Annotated in this window: 25 protein-coding genes and 1 riboswitch; of the genes, 6 read left to right on the forward strand and 19 right to left on the reverse strand. The window is 70.4% G+C overall.

Annotation, left to right across the window (positions count from 1 at the left end):
* Positions 1–36 precede the first annotated feature (36 nt).
* The 5 genes from ligA to gdhA all read right to left on the reverse strand — a co-directional run bounded on the left by ligA (position 37) and on the right by gdhA (position 6,174).
* On the reverse strand, positions 37–2,235 hold the full coding sequence (ligA, locus tag IF04_RS0118070; protein ID WP_030258172.1) for an NAD-dependent DNA ligase LigA: 2,199 nt from the start codon (positions 2,233–2,235) through the stop codon (positions 37–39).
* 71 nt (positions 2,236–2,306) lie between these two features.
* Complete coding sequence (locus IF04_RS0118075) at positions 2,307–3,335, reverse strand: methionine synthase (protein WP_030258176.1); 1,029 nt, start codon at positions 3,333–3,335, stop codon at positions 2,307–2,309.
* 31 nt (positions 3,336–3,366) lie between these two features.
* Positions 3,367–4,056 carry an SDR family oxidoreductase gene (locus IF04_RS0118080; protein ID WP_030258179.1) on the reverse strand — a complete coding sequence of 230 codons (690 nt, stop codon included), beginning with the start codon at positions 4,054–4,056 and terminating at the stop codon, positions 3,367–3,369.
* A 66-nt stretch (positions 4,057–4,122) separates the two neighbouring features.
* Positions 4,123–4,665, reverse strand: a complete 543-nt coding sequence (locus IF04_RS0118085; RefSeq protein ID WP_030258183.1) for an LOG family protein — start codon at positions 4,663–4,665, stop codon at positions 4,123–4,125.
* 108 nt (positions 4,666–4,773) lie between these two features.
* Positions 4,774–6,174 (reverse strand): NADP-specific glutamate dehydrogenase, encoded by a 1,401-nt coding sequence (gene gdhA / locus IF04_RS0118090; RefSeq protein WP_030258186.1) that lies wholly within the window; start codon positions 6,172–6,174, stop codon positions 4,774–4,776.
* Positions 6,175–6,406: 232 nt separating this feature from the next.
* Between gdhA and IF04_RS0118095 the strand changes: the two genes are divergently transcribed.
* A complete protein-coding gene (locus tag IF04_RS0118095) occupies positions 6,407–6,703 on the forward strand; it encodes a hypothetical protein (protein ID WP_030258188.1) in 297 nt (98 codons plus the stop codon).
* 30 nt (positions 6,704–6,733) lie between these two features.
* On the opposite strand, the gene IF04_RS0118100 is transcribed toward IF04_RS0118095, so the two are convergent.
* A complete protein-coding gene (locus IF04_RS0118100; RefSeq protein WP_030258191.1) occupies positions 6,734–7,036 on the reverse strand; it encodes a hypothetical protein in 303 nt (100 codons plus the stop codon).
* Positions 7,037–7,164: 128 nt separating this feature from the next.
* On the opposite strand from IF04_RS0118100, the gene IF04_RS0118105 reads away from it, so the two are divergent.
* Together IF04_RS0118105 and IF04_RS0118110 are read left to right on the forward strand one after the other, a co-directional pair.
* Positions 7,165–7,980 carry a helix-turn-helix domain-containing protein gene (locus IF04_RS0118105; protein WP_030258193.1) on the forward strand — a complete coding sequence of 272 codons (816 nt, stop codon included), beginning with the start codon at positions 7,165–7,167 and terminating at the stop codon, positions 7,978–7,980.
* Positions 7,977–8,177: a DUF397 domain-containing protein gene (locus tag IF04_RS0118110; RefSeq protein ID WP_030258195.1), complete on the forward strand. Its 201-nt coding sequence runs from the start codon at positions 7,977–7,979 to the stop codon at positions 8,175–8,177. The genes IF04_RS0118105 and IF04_RS0118110 overlap by 4 nt, the downstream gene beginning before the upstream one ends.
* A gap of 61 nt (positions 8,178–8,238) precedes the next feature.
* Here IF04_RS0118110 and IF04_RS0118115 read toward each other — a convergent pair whose 3' ends face one another.
* From IF04_RS0118115 to mnmA, 3 genes are all read right to left on the reverse strand, one after another.
* The gene (locus IF04_RS0118115) at positions 8,239–8,892 is read right to left on the reverse strand and encodes a hypothetical protein (protein ID WP_030258198.1); all 654 of its coding nucleotides are present in this window, start codon (positions 8,890–8,892) and stop codon (positions 8,239–8,241) included.
* 149 nt (positions 8,893–9,041) lie between these two features.
* Positions 9,042–9,389: a DUF4333 domain-containing protein gene (locus tag IF04_RS36650; protein ID WP_030258201.1), complete on the reverse strand. Its 348-nt coding sequence runs from the start codon at positions 9,387–9,389 to the stop codon at positions 9,042–9,044.
* Between the two features lie 253 nt (positions 9,390–9,642).
* The gene (gene mnmA, locus IF04_RS0118125; protein ID WP_030258204.1) at positions 9,643–10,767 is read right to left on the reverse strand and encodes a tRNA 2-thiouridine(34) synthase MnmA; all 1,125 of its coding nucleotides are present in this window, start codon (positions 10,765–10,767) and stop codon (positions 9,643–9,645) included.
* A 144-nt stretch (positions 10,768–10,911) separates the two neighbouring features.
* Between mnmA and IF04_RS0118130 the strand changes: the two genes are divergently transcribed.
* Positions 10,912–11,604, forward strand: coding sequence for an N-acetylmuramoyl-L-alanine amidase (locus IF04_RS0118130; RefSeq protein WP_030258207.1), 693 nt, complete (start codon positions 10,912–10,914; stop codon positions 11,602–11,604).
* A 107-nt stretch (positions 11,605–11,711) separates the two neighbouring features.
* Here the strand turns inward: IF04_RS0118130 and IF04_RS0118135 are convergent, their stop codons facing one another.
* The 10 genes from IF04_RS0118135 to IF04_RS0118180 all read right to left on the reverse strand — a co-directional run bounded on the left by IF04_RS0118135 (position 11,712) and on the right by IF04_RS0118180 (position 23,140).
* Positions 11,712–12,881 carry a cysteine desulfurase family protein gene (locus IF04_RS0118135; RefSeq protein WP_030258209.1) on the reverse strand — a complete coding sequence of 390 codons (1,170 nt, stop codon included), beginning with the start codon at positions 12,879–12,881 and terminating at the stop codon, positions 11,712–11,714.
* A gap of 166 nt (positions 12,882–13,047) precedes the next feature.
* A complete protein-coding gene (locus IF04_RS0118140; protein WP_030258215.1) occupies positions 13,048–13,893 on the reverse strand; it encodes a thioesterase family protein in 846 nt (281 codons plus the stop codon).
* A gap of 97 nt (positions 13,894–13,990) precedes the next feature.
* On the reverse strand, positions 13,991–15,061 hold the full coding sequence (locus tag IF04_RS0118145) for an ABC transporter ATP-binding protein (RefSeq protein ID WP_051831346.1): 1,071 nt from the start codon (positions 15,059–15,061) through the stop codon (positions 13,991–13,993).
* Positions 15,058–16,230: an ABC transporter ATP-binding protein gene (locus IF04_RS0118150; RefSeq protein WP_425428427.1), complete on the reverse strand. Its 1,173-nt coding sequence runs from the start codon at positions 16,228–16,230 to the stop codon at positions 15,058–15,060. Before IF04_RS0118150 ends, IF04_RS0118145 begins: the two co-directional genes overlap by 4 nt.
* On the reverse strand, positions 16,227–17,237 hold the full coding sequence (locus tag IF04_RS0118155) for an ABC transporter permease (RefSeq protein ID WP_030258228.1): 1,011 nt from the start codon (positions 17,235–17,237) through the stop codon (positions 16,227–16,229). Before IF04_RS0118155 ends, IF04_RS0118150 begins: the two co-directional genes overlap by 4 nt.
* A 71-nt stretch (positions 17,238–17,308) precedes the next feature.
* Positions 17,309–19,060 carry an ABC transporter substrate-binding protein gene (locus IF04_RS0118160; RefSeq protein WP_030258231.1) on the reverse strand — a complete coding sequence of 584 codons (1,752 nt, stop codon included), beginning with the start codon at positions 19,058–19,060 and terminating at the stop codon, positions 17,309–17,311.
* Between the two features lie 77 nt (positions 19,061–19,137).
* A complete protein-coding gene (locus IF04_RS0118165; RefSeq protein WP_030258236.1) occupies positions 19,138–20,136 on the reverse strand; it encodes an ABC transporter permease in 999 nt (332 codons plus the stop codon).
* 405 nt (positions 20,137–20,541) lie between these two features.
* A complete protein-coding gene (locus tag IF04_RS0118170; protein ID WP_030258240.1) occupies positions 20,542–21,330 on the reverse strand; it encodes an enhanced serine sensitivity protein SseB C-terminal domain-containing protein in 789 nt (262 codons plus the stop codon).
* A gap of 162 nt (positions 21,331–21,492) precedes the next feature.
* A complete protein-coding gene (locus tag IF04_RS0118175) occupies positions 21,493–22,317 on the reverse strand; it encodes an enhanced serine sensitivity protein SseB (protein WP_051831347.1) in 825 nt (274 codons plus the stop codon).
* Between the two features lie 118 nt (positions 22,318–22,435).
* Positions 22,436–23,140 carry an AAA family ATPase gene (locus IF04_RS0118180; RefSeq protein ID WP_030258246.1) on the reverse strand — a complete coding sequence of 235 codons (705 nt, stop codon included), beginning with the start codon at positions 23,138–23,140 and terminating at the stop codon, positions 22,436–22,438.
* Between the two features lie 211 nt (positions 23,141–23,351).
* A riboswitch (glycine riboswitch) is annotated at positions 23,352–23,448 on the forward strand.
* A gap of 151 nt (positions 23,449–23,599) precedes the next feature.
* Here IF04_RS0118180 and gcvT point away from each other — a divergent pair.
* Together gcvT and gcvH are read left to right on the forward strand one after the other, a co-directional pair.
* Positions 23,600–24,724, forward strand: coding sequence for a glycine cleavage system aminomethyltransferase GcvT (gene gcvT, locus IF04_RS0118185; RefSeq protein ID WP_030258249.1), 1,125 nt, complete (start codon positions 23,600–23,602; stop codon positions 24,722–24,724).
* Between the two features lie 141 nt (positions 24,725–24,865).
* Positions 24,866–25,243 (forward strand): glycine cleavage system protein GcvH, encoded by a 378-nt coding sequence (gene gcvH / locus IF04_RS0118190; protein ID WP_030258252.1) that lies wholly within the window; start codon positions 24,866–24,868, stop codon positions 25,241–25,243.
* The last annotated feature ends 49 nt before the right edge of the window (positions 25,244–25,292 follow it).

Consider the following 25,292-nt stretch of genomic DNA (forward strand, 5'->3'; position numbering starts at 1 on the left):
CGTAAGCGTCTGGTATGCGCCGAAGAAGTGACTTGCTCACTCCTCCTCCGGCGGTGTGACCGCTACCGCGCGGGCGGCGTCGGGGCCTTCTGCGAGCAGTACCGCGAAGCCGTCATCGTCCAGCACAGGTACCTTCAACTGCATAGCCTTGTCATATTTCGAACCAGGATTGTCGCCTACAACGACGAAACCGGTCTTCTTCGAGACAGATCCGGTCACTTTCGCTCCAAGGCGTTGCAGCGCTTCCTTCGCGCCATCTCTGGTGTGTGATTGAAGTGTTCCCGTTACGACGACGGTGACGCCCTCCAGCGGCCTCGGGCCTTCGTCGCCGGTGCTCTCCTCCTCCATCCGGACCCCGGCGGCACGCCACTTGTCCACGATGTCGCGGTGCCACTCCTCCTCGAACCACTGCTTGAGCGAGGCGGCGATGGTGCCGCCGACGCCCTCGACCGCTGCCAGTTCCTCCTCGCTCGCCTCCCGGATCCGGTCCAGCGAACGGAACTCCATGGCCAGCGCCTGCGCCGCGACCGGGCCCACGTGCCGGATCGAAAGGCCCGTCAGGATGCGGGCCAGCGGGCGCTCCTTGGCCGCCTGGATGTTCTCCAGCATCGCCAGGGCGTTCTTCTTCGGCTCGCCCTTCTGATTGGCGAAGAACGTGACGACCTTCTCCTCGCCGGTCTTCGGGTCCCGCTTGGGCAGACCGCTGTCCGGGTCGAGGACGTACGACTTGATGGGCAGCAGCTGCTCGATGGAGAGACCGAAGAGGTCGCCCTCGTCCTTCAGCGGCGGTTCGGCCGGCTCCAGCGGCTGGGTGAGCGCCGTCGCCGCGACGTATCCGAAGTTCTCGATGTCCAGGCTCTTGCGGCCCGCGAGATAGAAGAGCCGCTCGCGCAACTGGGCCGGACAGCTCCGCGCGTTCGGGCAGCGCAGGTCGATGTCGCCCTCCTTGGCGGGCTGCAGCGCCGTCCCGCACTCGGGGCACTCGGCCGGCATCACGAACTCCCGCTCGCTGCCGTCCCGCAGGTCCGCCACCGGCCCGAGGATCTCGGGGATCACATCGCCCGCCTTGCGCAGCACGACCGTGTCGCCGATGAAGACGCCCTTGGCCTTGACCACGTCCTGGTTGTGCAGCGTGGCGAACTCGACCTCGGAGCCGGCCACCATGATCGGCTCGACCACGGCGTACGGCGTCACCCGGCCCGTCCGGCCGACACCCACCCGGATGTCCAGCAGCTTGGTGTTGACCTCCTCCGGGGGGTACTTCCACGCGATCGCCCAGCGCGGCGCGCGCGAGGTCGCCCCGAGGCGGCCCTGCAGCCGGATCTCGTCGAGCTTGACGACGACGCCGTCGATCTCGTGCTCGACGTCGTGCCGGTGGTCGCCGTAGTACGCGATGAACTCCCGCACCGCGGCGAGCGAGTCGACGACCTTGTTGTGCTTGGCGGTCGGCAGACCCCACTCGCGCAGCAGGTCGTACGCCTCCGACTGGCGGTCGATGTCGAGGCCCTCACGGGCGCCGATGCCGTGCACCACCATGTGCAGCGGGCGCGTCGCCGTGACCTTGGGGTCCTTCTGGCGCAGCGAACCGGCCGCGGCATTGCGCGGGTTGGCGAACGGGGGCTTGCCGTCCGCCACCAGACGGGCGTTGAGCTGCTCGAACGCCTCCATCGGGAAGAAGACCTCGCCGCGGATCTCCACCAGCTCCGGGATGCGGTCGCCCTTGAGCCGGTCGGGGATGTCCGCGATCGTCCGCACATTGGGCGTGATGTCCTCGCCCGTGCGGCCGTCGCCGCGGGTGGCGGCGCGGGTCAGCCTGCCGTGCTCGTACGTGAGGTTGACCGCGAGGCCGTCGACCTTGAGCTCGCACAGGAAGTGGTACCCCGCCGACTTCGGGTCGCCGCCGAGCTCCGTCGCCAGCCGCTCCGCCCAGGCGGCCAGCTCCTCGTCGTCGAAGGCGTTGTCCAGCGAGAGCATCCGCTCGCGGTGGGCGACCTCCGTGAACTCCGTCTCGTACGACCCCGCGACCTTCTGCGTGGGCGAGTCGGGCGTCCGCAGCTGCGGATGCTCCTCCTCCAGCGCCTCCAGGGAGCGCAGCAGCTTGTCGAACTCCGCGTCGCTGACGACCGGGGCGTCCTTGACGTAATACCGGAAGCGGTGCTCCTCGATCTCCTCCGCGAGCCGCTGGTGCCGCTCGCGCGCCTCCGAGGGCACGCCGGCTCCCGCCGCGTCGTCCACCGCCTCGTCCGCCGCCTGTCCGGTCTGCTCTTCGCCGGCCACCGTCTGTCCTCCCGTGTCCTTGAGTGCGCTCACTCAGGGTTGTCCGCGAGCGATCCCGCCGCCCGGACGCAATGGGCGAGCACCTTACGGGCATAGTCGGGCGAAGCGCCCGCGAGCCCGCACGCGGGAGTGATCACCACGGACTCGCTGAGAGTCCCCGGATTCAGCCCCAGCCTGCGCCACAGCGTCCTGACACCCATGACGCTACCGGCAGGGTCTGACAATGGGCCGTCGGTGCCCGGCACGACGCCGGCGAAGAGCGTCGTACCGCCCTCGACGGCCTCGCCGATCGCCTCGTCATCACGCTCGGTGAGCAGTGAGAAGTCGCACGCGATGCCCGTGGCGCCGGCCCGGCGCAGCAGCGCGAAGGGGACGTCGGGGGCGCAGGAGTGGACGATCACGGGCGTACGGTCGTCCTGTGCGGGGCTCGCCGCTTCGATGATGTCGCGGAGCGCGCCCTCGACGACGGCGCGGTCCACAGCCCGGTGGGTGCGGTACCCGCTCGCGGACTTCACGCTGCCGCGCAGTACGGAGGTCAGCGAGGGCTCGTCCAGCTGGAGCGCGATCCGCGCGCCCGGAACCCGCCGCCGTACGTCCGCCAGATGCCCGCGCAGCCCTTCCGCCAGCGAGGCGGCCAGGTCCCGGCAGGCACCGGGGTCGCTCAGCGCGGCCTCCCCGTTGCGCAGCTCCAGGGAGGCGGCCAGCGTCCACGGGCCGACGGCCGAGACCTTCAGGGCACCCTCGTACCCCTGCGTGAACTCCTCCAGCGCGTCGAGGTCCTCGCCGAGCCAGGACCGGGCGCGGCGGGTGTCCCGGCCCGGCCGGTCGCTGATCCGCCAGCCGCTGGGCTCCACATGCGCGTACACCTCGACGAGCAGCCCGGCGGTCCGGCCGATCATGTCGGCACCGGGCCCTCGGGCGGGCAGCTCGGGCAGGTACGGCAGCCGGTCGAGAGATCCGGTGACGGTCTTCGCGGCCTCCCGCGCGTCGCCACCGGGCATCGACCCGATACCGGTGGCCGCGCGGGCGCCCCAGGGGTTAGTGGTCTTGTCGCTCACGCGTCCGACCCTATGCGGCCGGAGCGGGGCTTCAGCTTCCCGGGCGCACCGACAGGTCGGTGATCTCGGCGTCCCTGGGGAGGTCGAGGGCGGTGAGGACCGTGGTCGCGATCGACTCGGGGTCGATCCAGCGCGACGGGTCGTACTCCTTGCCCTCCTGCTGGTGCACGGTGGCCTGCATGGCGGTCGCTGTGCGCCCCGGGTAGACGGAGGTGACACGGACCCCGTTGTCGTGCTCCTCGGCGCGCAGCGCGTCCGCCAGCGCCTTCAGGCCGTGCTTGCTGGCCGCGTACGCGCCCCACTGCGGGTTCGCGCGCAGCCCCGCGCCGGAGTTGACGAAGACCACGTGGCCCTGCGCGAGCCGGAGCTGCGGCAGGAAGAGGCGGGTCAGCTCGGCCGGCGCAACCAGGTTGGCGGTGAGCTGGCGCTGCCAGCTCTTGGCGGGCAGGTCGGCGACCGCGCCCAGCTCGACGACGCCCGCGATGTGCAGGACGGAGTCCAGCCGGTCGGGCAGCGTCTGGTGGCCGAGCGCCCAGGCGAGCTTCTCGGGGACGCCGAGGTCACCGACGACCGTGCGCGCCCCGGGGAACTGCGCGGCCAGCTCCTTGGCCCGCCCCGCGTCCCGGGCGAGCAGCCACAGCTCCTCCCCCCGATCGGCCAGCCGCCGCGCGACCGCCGTCCCGATGCCCGATCCTGCGCCGGTGATCAAGTGCGTACCCATGGGGGCGATCCTAACGACAGGTATGTACAAGGCGGACGTACGGGGCGACCGCCCGGCCCCCGGCGCTCAGCCCTGTACGCCCGCCTGCTCCTCCAGGTAGGCCAGCGCGCCCACGCCGTCCTCCGCGAAGAAGGCCAGCTCGGTGAGGGGGACCGGGAGGAAGTTCTCCTCCTCCATGCGCTGGAACTGCTGCTTGAGGCCGTCGTAGAAGCCGTTCGTGTTCAGGATCACGACGGGCTTGGTGTTCAGGCCGTGCTTCTTCAGCTCCAGGATCTCGGTGGCCTCGTCCAGCGTGCCGGTGCCGCCGACCATCACCACGATGGCGTCGGCGCGGGCGAGCAGCGCCGCCTTGCGCTCGGCGAGGTCCGCGGTGATCACCATCTCGTCCGCGCCCGCGCGCGCCTTGTGGGCCAGGAACTCCACGGAGATGCCGATGAGCCGGCCGCCGTTCTCCTGTACGCCGTCGGCCATGACCTTCATCAGGCCGGTGTCCGAGCCGCCCCAGACCAGCGCGTGCCCGCCCTTGCCGATCAGCTCGGCGAATTCACGGGCGGGGACGGTGTAGCTCTCGGAGAGGTCGGCGGCGGAGCAGAAGACGCAAATGTTCATACGGCAACGATACGGGCGGGCAGGGGGCCCACGACGGCCCCCCGCCCGCACTCGTCACGGGTGTGCAGGGAACGCATCAGCGCCCCGCCCGCACTCGTCACGGCCGTGTCAGATCAGGCCCTGGGCCAGCATCGCGTCCGCGACCCGCTCGAATCCGGCGATGTTCGCGCCGACGACGTAGTCGCCCGGGCGCCCGTACCGCTCGGCCGTCTCCGCGCAGGTGCGGTGGATGTTCTCCATGATGGCCGCGAGCTCGCCCTCCGCACGCTCGAAGGTCCACGACTCCCGGGCGGAGTTCTGCCGCATCTCCAGCGCGCTCGTCGCGACGCCGCCCGCGTTGGCCGCCTTGCCGGGCCCGAAGGCCACCCCGGCCTCCCGGAACACCGCGACCGCACCCGGCGTGGTGGGCATGTTCGCGCCCTCGGACACCGCCTTCACGCCGTTGCGCACCAGGACGCGCGCTGCCTCCTCGTCCAGCTCGTTCTGCGTGGCCGAGGGCAGCGCCACATCGGCGGGGACGTCCCACACGGACCCGCCGGGCACGTACGTCGCCGAGGACCCGCGCCGCTCCGCGTAGTCGCTGATGCGTCCGCGCTCGACCTCCTTGATCTGCTTCAGCAGCTCCAGGTCGATGCCCTTCTCGTCCACGACGTAGCCGCCGGAGTCCGAGCAGGTCAGCACGTTCGCACCGAGGGCCTGCGCCTTCTCGATCGTGTAGATCGCGACGTTGCCGGAGCCGGAGACCACGACCTGCCGGCCGTCCAGGTCCTCGCCGCGCTCCTTGAGCATCTCGGCGGTGAACAGCACGTTTCCGTATCCGGTGGCCTCCGTACGGACCAGCGAGCCGCCCCACTCCAGACCCTTGCCGGTGAGCACGCCGGCCTCCCAGCGGTTGGTGATCCGCCGGTACTGGCCGAACAGATAGCCGATCTCGCGGCCGCCGACGCCGATGTCACCGGCCGGCACGTCGGTGTGCTCCCCGAGGTGGCGGTGCAGCTCGGTCATGAAGGACTGGCAGAACCGCATGACCTCGGCGTCGGACCGGCCGTGCGGGTCGAAGTCACTGCCGCCCTTGCCCCCGCCGATGTTCAGTCCGGTGAGCGCATTCTTGAAGATCTGCTCGAAGCCGAGGAACTTCACGATGCCGAGGTTGACCGAGGAGTGGAAGCGCAGGCCGCCCTTGTAGGGGCCGAGGGCGCTGTTGAACTCCACCCGGAAGCCGCGGTTGACGTGGATCCGCCCCTTGTCGTCCGTCCACGGCACCCGGAACATGATCTGCCGCTCCGGCTCGACGACGCGCTCCAGAATGCGGGCGTCGGCCAGCTCGCGGCGCACGGCGAGCACCGGGTCGAGGGTCTCCAGTACCTCCAGAGCCGCCTGGTGGAATTCCGGCTCCCCGGGATTGCGCCGGACCAGCTCGGCATACAGGCCGGCCGGCCCGGCCCGATGATCCCCGGCGGCCTTGTCCTCCGTACGCTCCGTACGATCCGCTTGCACCGTCACGATCATTTTCCTTCCCATAGACGGCCGTTGACGTCCCGTCGCCCCCGCGACTCTATGTCCCCGCCCGCCACGCACGGTATCCGGTTCTCCGGGAACCCGAGCAGAACTCCCGGTGCACGACCGGTGGGCCCGCTCCCGCGTTGCCCCGAGGGCGGAGCAGCGCGACGCTGGAGGTATGTGCGACCGGGTTCCTCCGGTACCCCTCAAGGAGCACCGCCCGGCCGGAAAGGTGTTTCTCATGCGAATGCTGCTCAAGGTCCAACTCGACACGAGCACGGCCAACGACGCCATCAAGAACGGCACGCTTCCGACGACCATCGAGAACGCGCTGGCGAACCTCCGCCCCGAAGCGGCCTATTTCACCACCCAGGATGGATTCCGTACTGCATTTATCTTCTTCGATATGCAGGACCCGTCCCAGATGCCGAAGACCGGAGAGCCGTTCTTCCTCGAACTCGGCGCCAAAGTCCAGTACACGCCGGTCATGAACGCGGAGGACCTTCGAAAGGGCCTCGCGGCCCTGTCCGGCGGCTGACTCTCCGATAGCCCTCCGATAGCCCTCTGATCACCGACGGGCACGGCAGTCCGCCACGCGCAGCGCATCACTCAGCGCCTCCGCCAGGCGGAGGGACAGATAGCGGAATTCGGCGTCCGTGACCTTCGAGTCCGCCTGCATCGCGCGGGCGTGCCGCAGTAGCTCCATCCCCATCCCGAGCTGGATCTGCTCGACGCTGTCGGCGAGCGCGGACACGGGCCCCGTGCCGTCGGTCGAGAGGTAGCAGGGGCGGCCGTCAGGGGTCGTCCACGGCAGCAACCGCAGGGAGTGAGCGGGGACTTCAGACGCTTCACCAGGCATTTCATCCGTCATGGAGCCGATTGTCAGTGGTCGCGGTTACTCTGCGTACTGGATCGGATTCGTTGTGCGGAGACAGGCAGCGGGTGTGCGATCCGTGCAGTGCGGTACGACGTACGACCGGCGCCAGCGGAGGAAGCCCGATGCCCAAGTCCAAAGAACCGCCCACCAGTCTGCTGATCTTCGGCAAGCAGTCCCGTTACCTGCGCGAGAAACGCGACCTGACCCGCCGCGAACTGTCCGCGCTCATCCCGTACTCCGAGTCCTTCATCGCGATGGTCGAGCGCGGCGAAAGACCCCCGAAGCCGGGCTATGTCGACGCGGTGGATGCGGTACTGGGCGCGGACGGCCTGCTCTGTGTCCTGGCCCCGGACGTGTCGGAGAAACACCACCCGGCCTGGGCGGAGGAGTACGTCCACCTCCAGGCCCAGGCGCTGGCCCTGCATGTCTACTCGACGCATTTCCTGCACGGCCTGCTGCAGACGAAGGAGTTCGCGCAGGCGGTCTTCCGGTCCGTCAGACCCAGCATGACCGACGAGGAGATCGAACAGTCCGTCCAGGCCCGGCTGGCCACACAGAAGCTGCTCACCCGCACGCCCGCGTGCCGACTGACCTTCGTGCTGGAGGAGTCGACGCTGCTCCGGAAGCTGGGCGGCCAGGCCGTCTGGGAGGGCCAGCTTCGGAATCTGCTCAAGCTCTCCGAACTGCACAACGTGCAGCTCCAGATCATGCCGCTGTCGCGGGAGACGCATGCGGGGGTGGACGGCCCGATGACGCTGCTGGAGACTCCGGATCACCACACCATCGTCTATGTCGAAGGGCAGCGGGGCAGTTACTTCATCACGGAACCCGACGACGTCAGCGTGCTGAGTCACCGCTACGGAACAATCCGCGCCCAGGCTCTCGATGCCGAGGCGTCGAGGGCTTTCATCCAGCGTCTGCTGACAGGAGAGGCATGAACATGAACGCCGAACTGGCTTGGTTCAAGAGCAGCTACAGCGGCGGCGAGGGCGAAGCCTGCATCGAGGTGGCGACCGCCCCCCGTGCAATACACGTCCGGGACTCCAAGGACACCTCACTCCCCCACTTCACCGTATCCCCGGGCGCCTGGGCGGACTTCGTCGCGTTCGCGCAGGCCGCACCTGGCGTCGGCTGACCGCGCACCGGTGGGGCGGCGTCGGGTTCCGTTCCGCCCCACCCTGCAGCCGGTCCTGCGGTTACGCGTGGGCGCTGATCACGCCGCCGGCGGTGAGCACGATGTACACGCCGTTGGCGTCGAGGCCGGTGTCGTGCTGGTTCGCCTCCATCGTGCCGTAGACCGCACCCTCATTGCCGAGGATCTCCGCGCGGTACCGGAGTTCGCCGACCTTCGTGACCTTGGCCCGCCAGCCGCCCGCGAGCTTGAACGTGCCGGGGCCCTGGTGCCCGCCGCCCATCCAGGAGTGGACCTCGCCGCCCAGCGTGAGCACGACGAACATGTCGTTGGCGTCGAGCCCGGCATCGTGCTCGCCCGTCTCCATCGTGGCCAGGACCGAACCGTCGTTGACGATCTTGGCGCGGTAGTGCGAGTCGCCGAGCCGGTACACCTCGGCTTTGCTGCCGTCCACCAGGGTCACCGTGCGGACCGGGGACTTCGTCTTCGCCGTGGCGGCATGCGCGCTGCCCGCCTGCTTGTCCGCAGTGCCCGCAGCGCCCGCCTTGGAGCCGACCTCGGCGGCCGTGCCCGAGTCCGAGTGGGCCGCGGGCTTCGCGCCGGCGGCATCCGCGCCGGAGCAGGCGGTCAGGGTGAGGCCGGCCGCTGCGATCACGGCCGCGGCGGCAATGCGCACGGTGCGGCGACGAGCGGTGCGGGCAGTGGTGCTGGAGCTCATTTCGGGTCCCCGGAACAGTCGGTGTCGTCGTTTCCTCGGTACGTCACCCACTCTGGCCGGGGCCGCTGTCGTGACGCTGTCGCTCCACTAACACCCGGCTGACACGGCTGTGAGCGGGGCCCACCGGACACGTTCCAGGCGCTCGCGTCCTAGGCGCTCTTGTTCAGCACGGCGAAGTCGACGGTCACCTCGTCGCCCTCCACTCCGGTCACGGAGATGGTCATCGGCTTGCGCTCGCCCTTGAAGACGGCGGTGCAATCCACGCTCTCCGCCTTCTTCGCCTGCAGCCCGCCCTCACAGCTCACCGAGTCCGGCGCCTCGTCGCGCAAGGGGCGGCCGTAGTCCTCCTCCGCGTGCTTCTCCACCTCCGCGCGCGGCACCACATGCGTCGCTCCGCTCGCGGTGAGGACCGCCCCATCGGTGTTCGTGTTCAGGTAGATCCCTGCCCCCAGCGCCAGTGCGGCGACCACGGCCAGGGCGATGACAATGCGCTTCATACGTTGATCCTCGATTCCCGTTCCGGCCGGGCTCTCCCGGCTGCTGTCCCTCTCGGCTTCGTCGTGCACGAGGGGGCAGCGAGCCAGACGCAGGAATGGGAGCCGTGAGTTCCGTGCTCGACGGTCCTTCTCGAACGTTAGTGAGGCGTTAGCCGTACAGGATTGGGCATCGTCGGCGGCCGACGAACTCCTGCCGTCCCGCCCTGCCGCCCCGCCGGCCACGCTCAGCGGCCGAAACGGTCCTCGACGCCTTTCAGTGAGCGCTTCCCGCCGTGGCGCGCCGGGTCGTGGCGATCGTCGCCGAGCCCACCACCCGCGTCCCGTCGTACAGGACGATCGCCTGGCCGGGGGCCACGCCGCGGACCGGTTCCGTGAAGGTGACCGTGAGGCCGTCCTCGGTCGGCTCGGCGGTGACTTCGGTTTCGTCGCCGTGGGCGCGGAGCTGGGCGGTGTAGGTGCCGGGGCCGGCCGGTGCGGTGCCGCACCAGCGGGGGCGGATGGCGGTGAGGGCCGTCACGTCCAGGGCCTCGGCCGGGCCGACGGTGACCGTGTTGTCGACCGGGGAGATGTCCAGGACGTAGCGCGGCTTGCCGTCGGCGGCCGGGGTGCCGATGCGGAGGCCCTTGCGCTGGCCGATGGTGTAGCCGTAGGCGCCCTCGTGCGTGCCCAGCTTCGTACCGGACTCGTCGACGATGTCGCCTTCCGCGCGGCCCAGGCGCTTGGCGAGGAAGCCCTGGGTGTCGCCGTCGGCGATGAAGCAGATGTCGTGGCTGTCGGGCTTCTTGGCGACGAAAAGGCCGCGGCGGGCCGCTTCTTCGCGGATCTCGGCCTTCGTGGTGAGCGTGTCGCCGAGGGGGAACATGGCGTGCGCGAGCTGGCGCTCGTCCAGGACGCCGAGGACGTAGGACTGGTCCTTGGCCATGTCGGAGGCGCGGTGCAGCTCGCGGGTGCCGTCCTCGCGGGTCACGACCGTGGCGTAGTGGCCGGTGCAGACCGCGTCGAAGCCGAGGGCGAGGGCCTTGTCGAGGAGGGCGGCGAACTTGATCTTTTCGTTGCAGCGGAGGCAGGGGTTCGGGGTGCGGCCCGCCTCGTACTCCGCGACGAAGTCGTCCACCACGTCCTCGCGGAAGCGTTCGGCGAGGTCCCAGACGTAGAAGGGGATGCCGATGACGTCGGCGGCACGGCGGGCGTCGTGCGAGTCCTCGATCGTGCAGCAGCCGCGCGCGCCGGTGCGGAAGGACTTGGGGTTCTCGGAGAGCGCGAGGTGTACGCCGGTCACGTCGTGGCCCGCCTCGGCGGCGCGGGCGGCGGCGACGGCGGAGTCGACACCGCCGGACATGGCAGCGAGCACGCGGAGGCGGCGGGGAGCGTCAGTCATAGCTCTTCCAGAGTAGACGGAACCATTGGCCTGGACGGAACCGCCGGCAGGAGGGGAGGCGAGCGGTGCCCGGCCGCCGGGTGGAAACGAAGGCTCGTACCGCCGGGCGGAACCGTAAGCCGGGTGGTGAGCGTTGTTCAGCGCATGGGAGACGGTGATCACACACCCCGCAGAAACATCGGCCGCCGCGCGGTGCTGATCGGCGGGACGGTCGCGGTGGCGGCCGCGGGACTGGCGGCGCACGACCAGCTGGAGCGCTGGTGGTGGCGGCTGCCCGGCCAGGAGAAACCGCGCAAACCGGGCGAGGTGGACTATCGGAGTGCGCAGTGGTCCGCCGCGTCCGGGGCGAACTGGCGGCGGGCCGACCGCCCGGCCGACTATGTGATCGACCGGGTGGTGATCCATGTCGTACAGGGCAGCTATGCGACCGCCCTGCGGGTGTTCCGTGATCCCGGGCACGGCGCGGCCGCGCATTACGTCGTCCGGAAGGACGGCCATGTCGCGCAGACCGTCCGCGAGCTGGATGTCGCTTTTCACGCGGGCAACCGGGAGTACAACGAGCGCAGCATCGGCATCGAGCACGAGGGCTTCGTCGACCGGCCGCAGGACTTCACGGCCGCGATGTACGCGAGCTCGGCGCAGCTGACGGCGGACATCTGCGCGCGGTACGGGTTTCCGGCGGACCGGCAGCACGTCGTCGGGCATGTGGAGGTGCCGGGGGCGGATCACACCGATCCGGGAACGCTGTGGGACTGGGACCGGTACATGGATCTTGTGCGGGAGGCCCTCTCCCGGAATCCGGGGAAGGGGCGGGACCCGGGGAAGGCCCCCGCCTAGCCGCCAGCGCCATAGTGGCTGGGGCGGGTCGTCGCGGCTGCCCGCCGGTGGGGGGTTCCGCTGTGCCCACCCGTTCCGCCCCAGCGGAACGACTGCCCACAGCGGGGTCAGCTGAGCCCCGCGCTCCTGGCCCGTTCCACCACCGGGCCGATCGCCTCCGCCAGGGCCGTTACGTCCTCCTTCGTGGAGGTGTGGCCGAGGGAGAAGCGGAGGGTGCCGCGGGCCAGGTCCGGCTCCATGCCGGTGGCGAGCAGGACGTGGCTGGGCTGGGCGACGCCGGCCGTGCAGGCCGAGCCGGTGGAGCACTCGATGCCCTGCGCGTCCAGGAGGAGGAGCAGGGAGTCGCCCTCGCAGCCGGGGAAGGAGAAGTGCGCGTTGGCGGGGAGGCGCCCGGCCGGGTCCGGGTCGCCGCCGAGGACGGCGTCGGGCGCGGCGGCCCGTACGGCCGTGATCAGCTCGTCGCGCAGGGCGCCGATCTCGCGCGCGAACTCCTCCCGGTGCGCGACGGCGTGCCGCCCGGCCGCCGCGAAGGCGGCGATCGCGGGCGTGTCGAGGGTGCCGGAGCGTACGTGGCGCTCCTGACCGCCGCCGTGCAGCACGGGAACGGGCGCGTACTCGCGTCCCAGCAGCAGCGCCCCGATGCCGTACGGGCCGCCGATCTTGTGCCCGGAGACGGTCATCGCGGCCAGTCCGCTCGCGCCGAAGTCGACCTCCAGCTGCCCGAACGCCTGGACCGCGTCCGCGTGCATCGGGATGTCGAACTCGCGCGCCACCGCGGCCAGTTCGGTGACCGGCTGGACGGTCCCTATCTCGTTGTTGGCCCACATGACGGTGACCAGCGCGACGTCCGAGGGGTCCGTGGCGATCGCCGCACGAAGGGCGTCCGGATGCACGCGCCCGTGGGCGTCCACCGGCAGCCACTCCACGCGCGCGCCCTCGTGCTCGGCGAGCCACTCGACCGCGTCGAGCACGGCGTGGTGCTCGACGGGGCTGGCGAGTACGCGGGTACGGGACGGCTCGGCGTCCCGGCGGGCCCAGTACAGGCCCTTGACGGCGAGGTTGTCGGCCTCCGTGCCGCCCGCGGTGAAGACGACCTCACTGGGGCGTGCGCCGAGCGAGGCGGCGAGGGATTCCCGGGCCTCCTCGACGGTACGGCGGGCACGCCGGCCGGCGGCGTGCAGCGAAGACGCATTGCCGGTGACGGTCAGCTGGGCGGTCATCGCCTGCACCGCCTCCGGAAGCATCGGAGTGGTGGCGGCGTGGTCGAGGTAAACCATGGTGCGCACGATTCTACGAGCTGCCGGGCGCCTTACGGGAGCGCATACCCGGCGCTCGGAGGCACCCTCCGCAAAAACCCTGCGGAGGGCCGCGAAACCCCTGCCGAGCGCACCGTGACCGCTGCCGGGCGCACCCGGCCCGGCACCCCACCGCCGGCCCCGGACGTCAGTCCAGCAACGCCCGCGCCAGCTGCCGGGACTGCGCGACCAAGCGGTCGTTGGCGTCCCAGACCTCGGCGTCCTCCTCCAGGAAGCCGCCGGCCAGGTTGCGGGTGGTGATCGAGACGCGGAGCGGGCCGGGCGCGGGGCGGCAGCGGATGTGGGTGGTGAGCTCGACCGTGGGGACCCAGCCCTTCAGACCCATCTCGAAGGCGGTGGGCGGCAGCGCGTCGACCGTGAGGAGGAGCGAGAGCGGGTCGGCGTCGCGGCCGTCGGCGAGGCCGAACCAGCCGCGCATCTCGCCGTTGCCGCTGGGCGCGCCGACGGCCCAGCCGCAGGTCGCGGGATCCAGGCGGACGTCGAGCCGGGCGGTGATCGCCGAGCTGCCGGGGAGCGCGGGGCCGCCTCCGGGCGCGGCGTCGGCGCCGAGGCACTCGGCGTGCGGCGGCATGGCGGGCGGCTTGGCGGTGGTGCGGACGTCGTCGGGGAGTGCGTCGAGGTCGCCGTAGGCGGCCAGTACGCGCAGCCGCTCGACCTCGGTGCCGTCGTCCTCGAACTGGACGAGGGTCGCGGTACCGGTGGACATCGTGCGGCCGGTGCGGACGACCTCGGTGCGGATCACGGCAGGGCCCGGCCGGGAGGCGGTGAGGTAGTGGGCGGTGACCGTCATCGGGTCGGGGTGCGGCAGCGCGTCGCCCAGGGCGCGGCCCATGAGCGCGAGGAGGTAGCCCCCGTTGACCGCGTGGATGATCGTCCAGCCCGCGGAGAGCTCCGCGTCGTACACGCCGGGAGAGCGGCGGACGATCGCCGTGTCACGGTCGAACTCGCTGTTGCCTATGGTCACCTCTGCCATGCGGTGCACCGTACATGGAATTATTACCGACCGGTAGAGGTGTCTTGACCGCCGGGCATCGGGCTGCTGCCCCGGTGCCCGGCGGCCCTACCCCGCACTACTTCGGAGCGTCCTCAGGGGCCTGGTCCGGCGCGTTCTCCGGGTGATGGCACGCCACTTGATGCCCCGTACGCAGCGCCACCAGCGGCGGCTCCGTCGTCGTGCAGACCTCCGTTGCCTTCCAGCAGCGGGTGCGGAAGCGGCAGCCGGAGGGCGGGTTGATCGGCGAGGGGACGTCGCCCTTGAGCAGGATGCGGTCCCGCTCGGTGCGGCGCTTGGGGTCCGGTACCGGGACCGCGGAGAGCAGCGCCTTGGTGTACGGGTGCATCGGCGCCTTGTACAGCGAGTCGCGGTCCGCCAGTTCGACGATCTTCCCGAGGTACATCACCGCGATCCGATCCGAGACGTGCCGGATGACCGACAGGTCGTGCGCGATGATCACGTACGTGAGGCCGAGCTCCTCCTGGAGGTCGTCCATCAGGTTCACGACCTGGGCCTGGATGGAGACGTCCAGCGCGGAGACCGGCTCGTCGGCGACGACCAGCTTGGGCTTGAGCGCGAGGGCGCGGGCGATGCCGATGCGCTGGCGCTGGCCGCCGGAGAACTCGTGCGGGTACCGGTTGTAGTGCTCGGGGCTCAGCCCGACCAGCTCCAGCAGCCGCTGCACCTCCTTCTTCACGCCGCCCTCGGGCTCGACGCCCTGGAGGCGGAAGGGGGTGCCGACGATGCCGCCGATGGTATGCCGCGGGTTCAGCGAGCCGTACGGGTCCTGGAAGATCATCTGGACGTCGCGGCGCATCGGGCGCATCCCGCCGGTCGACAGATGCGTGATGTCCCGGCCGTCGAACTCGATGGTGCCGCCGGTCGGCTCGTCCAGCCGGGTGATCAGCCGGCCCATCGTGGACTTGCCGCAGCCGGACTCGCCGACCACGCCCAGCGTCTCGCCCGGGTACACCTCGAAGTCGATGCCGTCGACCGCCTGTACGGCGCCGACCTGGCGCTTGAGCAGGCCCTTGGTGATCGGGAAGTGGCGGACCAGGCCGCGCACCTTCAGCAGGGGCCCGTCCGCCGCGGCACGGGATTCCGCCGGCGCCGTCTTCGTGTTCTGCTCGTCAGTCGTCTCGGTCACAGCTTCGGCGCAATCTCTTCGGTCCAGATCCGCTCCCGCTCCTCCTGCGACATGTGGCAGGCGGAGAAGTGGCCTCCCCCGCCGGCTACACCCTCATTGGCGGGGGTGCCCCCATTGTCGACCTGGCGCAGCTCGGGGCGGACGGTACGGGTGAGGTTGTCCTTCGGGATGTCCGCGTACGGGCAGCGCGGGTTGAAGGCACAGCCGGAGGGGACGTTGATCAGGCTGGGCGGGGAGCCCTTGACCGGGATCAGGCGGTCGGTCTGCTCGCGGTCGATGCGCGGCATCGAGCCGAGCAGGCCCCAGGTGTAGGGGTGCTGCGGCGCGTAGAAGACCTTCTCGGCGGGGCCGCGCTCGATGCACCGCCCGCCGTACATCACCAGCAGGTCGTCCGCGAGCTCGGCGACCACACCCAGGTCGTGGGTGATGATGATGACCGCCGAGCCGAACTCCTTCTGCAGATCCCGGATCAGGTCCAGGATCTGCGCCTGGACGGTCACGTCCAGCGCGGTGGTCGGCTCGTCGGCGATGAGCAGCTCGGGGTTGTTGACCAGCGCCATCGCGATCATCGCGCGCTGCCGCATGCCGCCGGAGAACTGGTGCGGATGGTCGTCCACCCGCTTGTCCGGCTGCGGGATGCCGACCCGGTCCAGCATCTCGATAGCGCGCTTGCGTGCGGTCTTCTTGTCGACGTCGTGGTGGACGCGGTACGCCTCCACGATCTGCTGGCCGACCGAGTAGAAGGGGTGCAGCGCGGACAGCGGGTCCTGGAAGATCATCGCCATCTCGCGGCCACGCAGCCGCCGTACGTCGTCGGGGTCGGCGCCGATCAGCTCCTGGCCGTCCAACCAGATCTCGCCGGACATCCGCACCTTGCTGCGCTGCTGCCGGGAGGCCCGGTGCAGGCCCATCACGGCGAGCGAGGTCACGGACTTGCCGGAGCCGGACTCGCCGACGATGCCGAGCGTCTTGCCCTTCTCCAGCTTGAAGGAGAGCCCGTCGACGGACTTCACGACCCCGTCGTCGGTCGGGAAGTGCACTCTCAGGTCGCGTACTTCGAGGAACGCGGTGGGGGCCGCGCCGCCCTCCGCGACCGGCTCGGCGATCGCCGCCGGGGCCGCCGCATCCGTCGCCGCGGTGGTCTTCGTCAGGTCGTCGGAGTCGGTCACGAGAGCCTCACCCGCGGGTCGACGGCGGCGTACAGGACGTCCACCACCAGGTTGCACAGGACGATGAAGAAGGCGGCGAGCAGGGTGACGCCGAGGATGTTGGGCAGGTCGTTGGCGGTGATCGCCTGGACGGCGAAGGCGCCCACGCCCTGGAGGGAGAAGACCTGCTCGGTGATGAGCGCGCCGCCGAGCAGCAGGCCGAGGTCCATGCCGAAGACGGTGATGATCGGGGTGAGCGCGGCGCGCAGGCCGTGCCGGACGACGACCTTGCGCTCGCGCAGGCCCTTGGCCCGTGCGGTACGGATGTAGTCCTCGTTCAGCGTCTCCAGCATGCCGGCGCGGGTGAGCCGGGCGTACAGCGCCGAGTAGAGGAACGCCAGCGTGACCCACGGCAGGACGAGCGTGCGCGCCCAGGCGAACGGATCCTCCAGCAGCGGTACGTAGTCACTGCGCTCGAAGATCGGCCATTGGTACGTGAAGAGGGCCAGCGCCAGGGCGCCGGTGAAGAACATGGGGAGCGAGACGCCGGCCAGCGCCACGCCCATCGCCGCGCGGTCGAAGAGCGAGCCGGGGCGCAGCGCCGAGAGCACGCCGGTGGCGACGCCCGAGACGACCCAGATCACGGCGGCACCGGCGGCCAGCGACAGCGTCACCGGGAGCCGGGACTGGATCTCGGGCCAGACCTCGATGTGGGTCTTGAAGGAGTAGCCGAAACACGGCCGGTGGCAGGTCGCCACATCGGGACCGAACTTGTAGTCGACGCCGACGAAGATGCCCTTGAGGAAGTCCCAGTACTGCTCGTACACCGGCTTGTCCAAGCCGAGGTTCTTCTTCACCGCGGCGATGTCCGCGGCGGTGGGGGCCTTGCCGATGTACTGCTGCGCGAGCTGGTCGGAGGACTGCCCGGCCAGCTTCGGCAGCAGGAAGAAGATGCCGAAGGTGACCGCGCTGACGATCAGCAGCAGGATCACTGCGCTGATCAACCTGCGGATGATGTACGAGAACACGGGACTGCGGCGTCGGTGCCCGCCGGCCGCCGCCGGCGGGCACCAATGCCTTCACCTGCCTTCCGGGGCTGCTACTTCTTGATGCCGACGTTGAGGTAGTCGTACTGACCGCTGAAGGCCGAGGTGGACACGAGGTTCGTGGCCTCCGGCGAGCGGTACATCAGCACCTTGAAGTAGGTCAGCGGCACGATCACCGCCTGCTCCATCGTCTTCTTGTCGATCTCGGCGTACGCCTTCTCGCGCGCGGCCTGGTCGGTGTTGGCGATGGCGGTGTCGAGCAGCTTGTTGATCTCCGGGTTGTCCAGCTCCGAGAGGTTGGTGTTGCCGGACTGGCTGATCGCCTTGCCGTTCAGGATCTGCTGCAGGTAGCCGTAGCCGGTCGGGAAGTCCGAGCCCCACTGCATCATGATCAGACCGACGTTGTTCTTCTTGTTGAACTTCGGCACGCCCGCGTAGTCCGAGAAGTACTTGCTCGTCGGGTACTGCTGGATCTTGGCGTTGATGCCGATCTTCTTCAGCGAGTCGATGACCGTGGTGGCCGCGTCGACCTCGTCCTGGCGGTCGGAGCGGGCGAGGATGGTGGTGTCGGTCCTGCCGGCCCCGCACTCCTTCCACTTCTTCTTCGCCTCGGTCAGGTCCAGCTTGTCCTTGGCGTCGTACTTCTGCGGGTACATGTCGAACTTCTGGTACCCGGCGATGTCGGTCGGCAGGACGGTGGACGCGATGTCACCGCGGATCGGGCCGCCGAGCGAGGTCTGCACGGCGCGCTTGTCGATCGCGTACTGCACGGCCTGGCGGCAGGCGAGCTTGTCGAACGGCTTCACCTTGCTGTTGATCGCCGTGTAGACCAGCCGCTGGCCGAGCGCGTTGTCCGTGTTGGCCTTGAGCTTGGGGTCGGTCAGCAACTGGGCCTGGGTCTGGCCGTCGACGCCGCGCCCGGCGAGGTCGATATGGGTGTTGCCGGACTGCAGGTCCTTGTCGATGGTCGACTGGGCGACCTTCATCTTCAGGACGATCTTGTCCGGGAGCTGCTTGCGCAGCGGGTCGGTCTTGGCGGACCACTGCGGGTTGCGGACCAGGGTGAGCTGCTTGCCCTCCTGGTAGCTCTGGAACTTGTACGAGCCGCTGGAGACCACGTTCTTGGTGTAGTCGGCGCCCTTGTCCTTGGCCTGCGGGACCGGCGCGGTCTGCGGCGCGGACACCAGGTAGTCGAACTCCGCGAACGGCTTCTTCAGGTGGAAGACGATCGTGTGGTCGTCCGGCGTCTCGATGGACTTCAGCCCGGCCTTGGACTTGTCCTTGTACGGACCCTTGTACTTGTCCTTGTTCTCCAGGAACTGCTGGAAGTAGTTCGGGCCGAGCGAGAGGGTGTCGCGCGCGAAGTTGGAGCGCTCCACCGCGTACTTCACGTCCTGCGAGGTGACGGGCTTGCCGTCCTCGTACTTCACGCCCTTGCGGAGCTTGTACGTCCAGGTCTTGCCGCCGTCGGAGGGCTTGCCCATCGACTCGGCGAGGTCCGGCACGAGCTCGTTGCCCTTCTCGCCGGGGGCCGGCTTGAAGGTGGTGAGCGGACGCGCGTAGAGACGGCTGAAGTTGTAGATGAAGGCGTAGTAGGTGTTGCCCGGGTCGAAGGACTCGGGGGCGTCGCTGATCGCGTAGTTGACCGTCCCGCCCTTCGCGTCCGAGGTGTTGACCATGCCCTTCGTCGCGGCGTTCGCCGCGGACGCGCCTCCGTTTGCGTCCTTGCCGCCACTGCAGCCGGCCAGCAAAAGGCCCGCACTGGATATGGCCGCGATCGCCGCGACCGGAACTGACCTTCGCATGATGCTCGGTTTCCCCTTCGTTCGTCGGAAACTTCGGTGGAACTAGCCGGGACCGCCCGGGCGCTGCCGGAGCGGTGTCAGCGGCTGCGCGGGTCCAGCGCGTCCCTCAGGCCGTCACCGAGCAGGTTGAACGCGAGTACGGTGACGAAGATCGCGAGGCCGGGGACGAGCATGTACTGGGGGTCGACCTCGTAGTACTTGACCGCCTGGTTCAGCATTCCGCCCCAGGAGGCCTGCGGGGGCTGGATGCCGACACCGAGGAAGCTGAGCGCCGCCTCGAAGAGGATGTTCGAGGGGATCAGCAGCGTGGAGTACACGACGATGGGCCCCACCAGGTTCGGCAGCAGCTCCCGGAAGAGGATGAACGGTCCGCGTGCGCCCATCCCCCGGGCCGCGTCGACGAATTCGCGCTCCCGCAGCGACAGCGTCTGGGCCCGCACGATGCGGCCCATGTACGGCCAGTTGAAGAAGCCGATCACAAAGATCAGGACCGAGAGGTGCAGCGGCAGGCCCTCCAGGCCGAAGGCGCCGCCCTGCAGCGAGGCGGAGATGGCGATGGCGAAGAGCAGCAGCGGGAACGCCAGGAAGACGTCCATCATCCGGCTGATCACCGCGTCCACCCGGCCGCGGTAGTAGCCCGCCACCACGCCGAGGACCGTGCCGATCGCCACCGACAGCAGCGTCGCGCCGAACGCCACGATCAGCGAGACCCAGGAGCCCTCCAGGACCCGCGCGAGCAGGTCGCGGCCGAACTTGGGGTCCACGCCGAGCGGGTGGTCCGCGCTCATGCCGCCGAAGTCGCCGAGCGGCAGGGTGGTGTTGGGGTCGATCAGCGACTGATTCGGCTCGTTCGGGTCCAGGCCGAGGAGCGACTGCAGGGGCCGGGAGAGCGCCGCGATCAGGACGAGAAGGATGACAACGATGGCGCCGGCCACCGCGACCTTGTCGCGTTTGAAGCGCAGCCAGGCGATCTGGCCGAGCGAGCGGCCTTCGATCCGCTTGCTCGGCACGCCTTCCAGCACCGCTTCCGGCTGCGCCTCGGCAGCCGCCCCGGTGGTCTCGATCGGTGCGGTCACGTGCCTTAGACCCCTCTCGGCCGCGCTTGGCCGGCCCACGTCCGCCGCGTCGGCGGCTCGGTTCACATCACTGGTGTGCGCGCCGGCGGACGTCCGGAGGTCTTGCAGCTCAGCGTTTTTCGGATGTCCGCGCGACAGCGGCGAGTTGCCCGTCGCACACAGGGTCCAGGCCCTGCTGCGGGAGTCTTCATCCGAGTCGCGATCAGTCACCAGCCCTGCCGGGGAAAGGATGCGCAACTGTGATGTGCTCCACGGCATTCCGTTATACGGACATCCGGGACGGCTCAGCGGTTCGCAGCCCCGCCCGGCGGTGACGTCAACGACGGTACACAGGAGGGCAATTCGGCACACGTCGGCGTGCGGGACGACGACGCTTTCACGCCGCGATGGAAGCCGCGAGTGACCTCAGTAGGGGCGGGGGTAGCCGTAGCCGTAGGAGGCGGCCGGGGCGGCGGCGGGGTCCTGTGCCCCGCGGTCGAAGAAGGGGCGGGCGTAGGCGCGCATCCACATGCCCACGGGGTCGTATTCGTCCTCCATCGCCACCGTCGAGACAGGCAGTCCCTCCGGAACCGCGCCGATGGACTGCTGCATCATCAGCCGTACCGACTCCACGGCGGCCGGGCCCGTGTCGTACAGCTCCAGGCCGATCGCCAGGTACGGAACGCCGAGCGCGGGCTGTACCCAGGCGCGGCGCAGCGAGCGGACGGCGGGGGTGCGGTGCGCGTTCTGCCCGAGGAGGGCGTAGAACTGCGGGATCTCCACGGCCGGTTCGGTGATCCGCAGGGGGCCGGCGGGCAGCCGGTCCAGGCCGCCGGCGATCCGGCGCAGGTCCAGCCAGGGGATGCCGACGCCGCCGCCCGGCGCGTGCGGGTTCAGCCACAGGCCCCAGCGGTCGGGGTAGAGCGCGGCCGCGATCTCGGGCCCGGAGACCACTTCGTGGGCGCGGGTCCAGCCGCTGGCCGCGAGCTCCGCCGGGGAGGTCACGCACGGCGCGTAGCCGAGCCCGTCGACCTCCATGTTTCCGTACTGCGCATCGGTGGCCCCGGCGCTGCCCTGCCACAGCAGCATCCACACCTGGCCCCCGGCCAGCGCCTGCAGCAGCGCCTCATAGGCGTCGTACCGGCCGGGCGAGACCTGCTGCAGCACCTGCTCGACCTGGCCGGCCGCCGCTCCCTGATGCGCACCCGCGCTCACGTGTCCCCGTCCCTTCTCTCGGCAGGCACGCAGTGGCGCCCGCCCGGTCATTGCACCAGCTTAAGGGCGGGTCCGGCGCACGGCCGGGGCCGGGCGCGCGCGATCCGTCCCGGTACGGTCCGGTTCGCGGCCGCGCCGCGCGACACGAGGCCCTCTTTCGCGTTACCCCAGGTCCTGCGCGTAGAACGGCCGGACCCGCTCGCGCATCCAGTCCACGACGGGGTCCTGCGCGATGTCCAGCATGACGAGCTGGACGGGCCAGGGCACCGGTACGGCGCCGAGCGCCCGGCCCAGGGCGGCGAGCGCGCCGTCCCGCTGCGTCTGGTCCTGGAGGGCGGCCGCCGGGTCGGCGACCTGGACGCCGACGAAGAGCGTGGGCGCGTCGCCCTCGATGTTCGCGAGGCAGCGGCGGGCGGAGGTCACGTACGGGACGGCGGAGAACTCCAGCCCCGCCGCGGCGAGGAAGTCCACCGGCTCGTCCTGCCAGTCCGGCTCGTACAGCCGCACCCGGCCGCCGGAGGGCAGGCCCTCGCGCGGCATGTCACCGCGGCACAGCTCGGCCACGGCGGGCGGCGGCAGCGGTACGCCGACGGTGCCGTCCGGATTCACCGCGATGCCGATCTTCGGCGGCAGGCCGCGGGCGAACTCGCGGGCCGGCGCGACCGTGCACGGCATGTGCGCCCCGACGACCCGCAGGAACTCCTGCTCGGAGCTGAAGACGGGGACGTACGCCATGCCGTCGGGCAGCTCCACCGTGGGCAGGTCCAGCCCGGGCCGGCCGAAGCCGGCGCTGTCGGGGCCGCCGCCCTTGGGCAGCGGCACCCATATCCGGCTGCGGCCGAGCACCTCGACGATCCGGGCGCCGGCGTTGGGGTGGCCCACCGACGCCGCGAGCACCTCTTCCAGCTCGTTGGCCGGCCAGGCCAACTGCGGAATGCCCTGTTCGGAAATGCCCTGCCCAGGGATGCTCTGCTCCGGAATGTCCATGGTCACCACCCGCTTCGTACCGCGCTGCCTGGTCGAAAACCCTAGCGTCCGACCGGCCGGTTCTTCTCGGCCGTCTCACACCCGGGTACGGCAGCGGGTACGGAAGCGGGCGGGCCCGTCAGCCGAACGTCGTCCGCTCCAGCGCGTCCGCCGCCCGCCGGTCCAGCAGCACCGACGCCGTGAACCCCTTCGGCAGCCGCGCCGTCCGGGCCCTGGCCAGCAGCCGCCGGACCGCGCGCCGGTGCCGCCCGAAGGCGTAACCGGAGACGCCGCGGCCCCTCGCCCGCTGCCCGGAGAGCGCCACCGCCGGTGGCACGTCGAGCAGGACGAGATGCAGCTCACGGCCCTCCCGCCGGGCGGTGCGCGCGATCCAGCGGCGCACCCAGGCGAGCGTGCCGCAGTCGTGCACGACCACGCTGCCGCCGGAGCGCAGCGCCTGCCGCAGGCCGTGGTAGTGCGCGGCCCGCACCAGCGGGCGGACCAGGCCGTACGGCAGCCTGCCGAAGCGGCCTGCCTCCCAGCGCTCCCGTACGTCCTGGGAGTCGATGCGGTGCACGGGCACACCGGCCCCGTCCAGCGCGGGCACCACGCGTTGCATGAGCGTGCTCTTGCCACTGCCCGGCAGCCCCGAGACGATCACCAGACCGCCCGCGGGGAAGTCCAGCTCGCGGACGGCCGCCTCGCCTTCCATGCCGCGCAGGTCCATCAGGGGCGCGCCGCGGCCGGGACGCACCACCGCCTTGGGCACGCGGGCACGGCGCGGCACCGCGCCGGGCGCGACCCCCGCCGTCGTCGCGCATACGGCTTGCCTCTGCACCGTGATCGCCCTCCCCGTTGATTACCTGGGTGTCCCCCTACCCGCAGAGTGTCAAGAAAAGGTAATGAGCTTCAAGCGCGGGGCAAGGACGCGCCAGGTACGTCAGGTGCGCCGGGTGTGCGGGCCGGGACTCCTCTATCCGGCGCTGCCGTGCAATGATGTGCGCGCCACCGTGCACCGTGACCGCACACCGGCGCTCAACTGCATACCGGCCGCTTGAATCCGCGCGGGAGAGTTCCCGCCAGGCCACGGCGGGGCGCCGAAGGAGCAAGTACTCCCTTGAATCTCTCAGGCCCCTGTACTGCGCGGACGAGGCAGATCTGAAAAGCGGGCCGCCCGGGTGCGGCCCCACCCAAGGTGCAAGCCGAAGCCCCGATGGGGGCTGTCGGTGAACCTCTCAGGTTCCGATGACAGATGGGGAGACGTCCGATACGTCCCTGTCGTCCATTCCGGGAGCCCGCTGCCATGAGTGAACCCCGTCGTACCGCGCTCGATGCCACGCATCGCGCGCTCGGCGCGACCATGACCGACTTCGCCGGCTGGGACATGCCGCTGCGTTACGGCAGCGAGCGCGACGAGCACGTCGCCGTCCGCACCCGTGCCGGCCTCTTCGACCTCTCCCACATGGGCGAGATCACCGTCACCGGCCCGCAGGCGGCCGACCTCCTCGACTACGCGCTGGTCGGCAACATCGGCTCGGTCAAGCCGGGCCGCGCCCGGTACACGATGATCTGCCAGGAGGACGGCGGCATCCTGGACGACCTGATCGTCTACCGGCTGGCCGACCAGGAGTACATGGTCGTCGCCAACGCCTCCAACGCGCAGACCGTGCTGGACGCGCTCACCGCCCGCCAGGCCGGCTTCGACGCCGCCGTACGGGACGACCGCGACGCGTACGCGCTGCTCGCCGTCCAGGGCCCCGAGTCGCCCGGCATCCTGAAGTCGCTCACCGACGCCGACCTGGACGGCCTGAAGTACTACGCGGGTCTGCCCGGCACCGTCGCGGGCGTCGAGGCGCTGATCGCGCGGACCGGCTACACCGGTGAGGACGGCTTCGAGCTGTTCGTGCGGCCCGCCGACGCGGTCGCCCTCTGGGAGGCGCTGACCGAGGCGGGCAAGGACGCGGGCCTGGTCCCCTGCGGCCTGTCCTGCCGCGACACGCTGCGCCTGGAGGCGGGCATGCCGCTGTACGGGAACGAGCTGTCCACCTCCCTGACGCCGTTCGACGCGGGTCTGGGCCGGGTCGTGAAGTTCGAGAAGCCCGGGAACGAGGGCCGCTTCGTGGGCCGGGACGCGCTGGCCGCGGCCGCCGAGCGCGCCGAGCAGAACCCGCCGCGCAAGCTGGTCGGGCTGATCGCCGAGGGCCGCCGCGTACCGCGCGCGGGCTACCCGGTCGTGGACGCCGAGGGCACCGCCATCGGCACCGTCACCTCCGGCGCCCCCTCCCCCACCCTCGGCAAGCCGGTCGCGATGGCGTACGTGGACGCGGCGCACGCCGAGCCGGGCACGAAGGGCGTCGCCGTGGACATCCGCGGCAAGCACGAGCCGTACGAGGTCGTCGCGCTGCCCTTCTACAAGCGGGAGAAGTAGCCGCCCGGCGTGGCGCAACCCGCCCCGGCCCGTCCCTGCGGACGGTAGAAGTTCCGTACGGACGGCAGAAGTGACGCGTTCGCGTCTCACCTGTCAAGACCCTCTGCACGATCATTCCCGCGCATCCAGGAGAATCGAACCATGAGCAACCCCCAGCAGCTCCGGTACAGCAAGGAGCACGAGTGGCTGTCGGCCGCCGAGGACGGCGTCTCGACGGTCGGCATCACCGAGCACGCGGCCAACGCGCTCGGCGATGTCGTCTACGCCCAGCTCCCCGAGGTCGGCGACACCGTCACCGCGGGTGAGTCCTGCGGCGAGCTGGAGTCGACCAAGTCCGTCAGCGATCTCTACTCCCCGGTCGACGGTGAGGTCACGGAGATCAACGAGGACGTGGCGAACGACCCGTCGCTGGTGAATTCCGCCCCCTTCGAGGGCGGCTGGCTGTTCAAGGTGAAGCTGAGCGGCGAGCCGGAGGACCTGCTCTCCGCCGACGAGTACACCGCTTTCACCGCCGGCTGACCTACGCCCGCCCGCCGTGCCGAGGGGTCATAAACCCCTCGGAGGCTCC

Source organism: Streptomyces violens, assembly GCF_000717745.1.
Lineage (GTDB): Bacteria > Actinomycetota > Actinomycetes > Streptomycetales > Streptomycetaceae > Streptomyces > Streptomyces violens.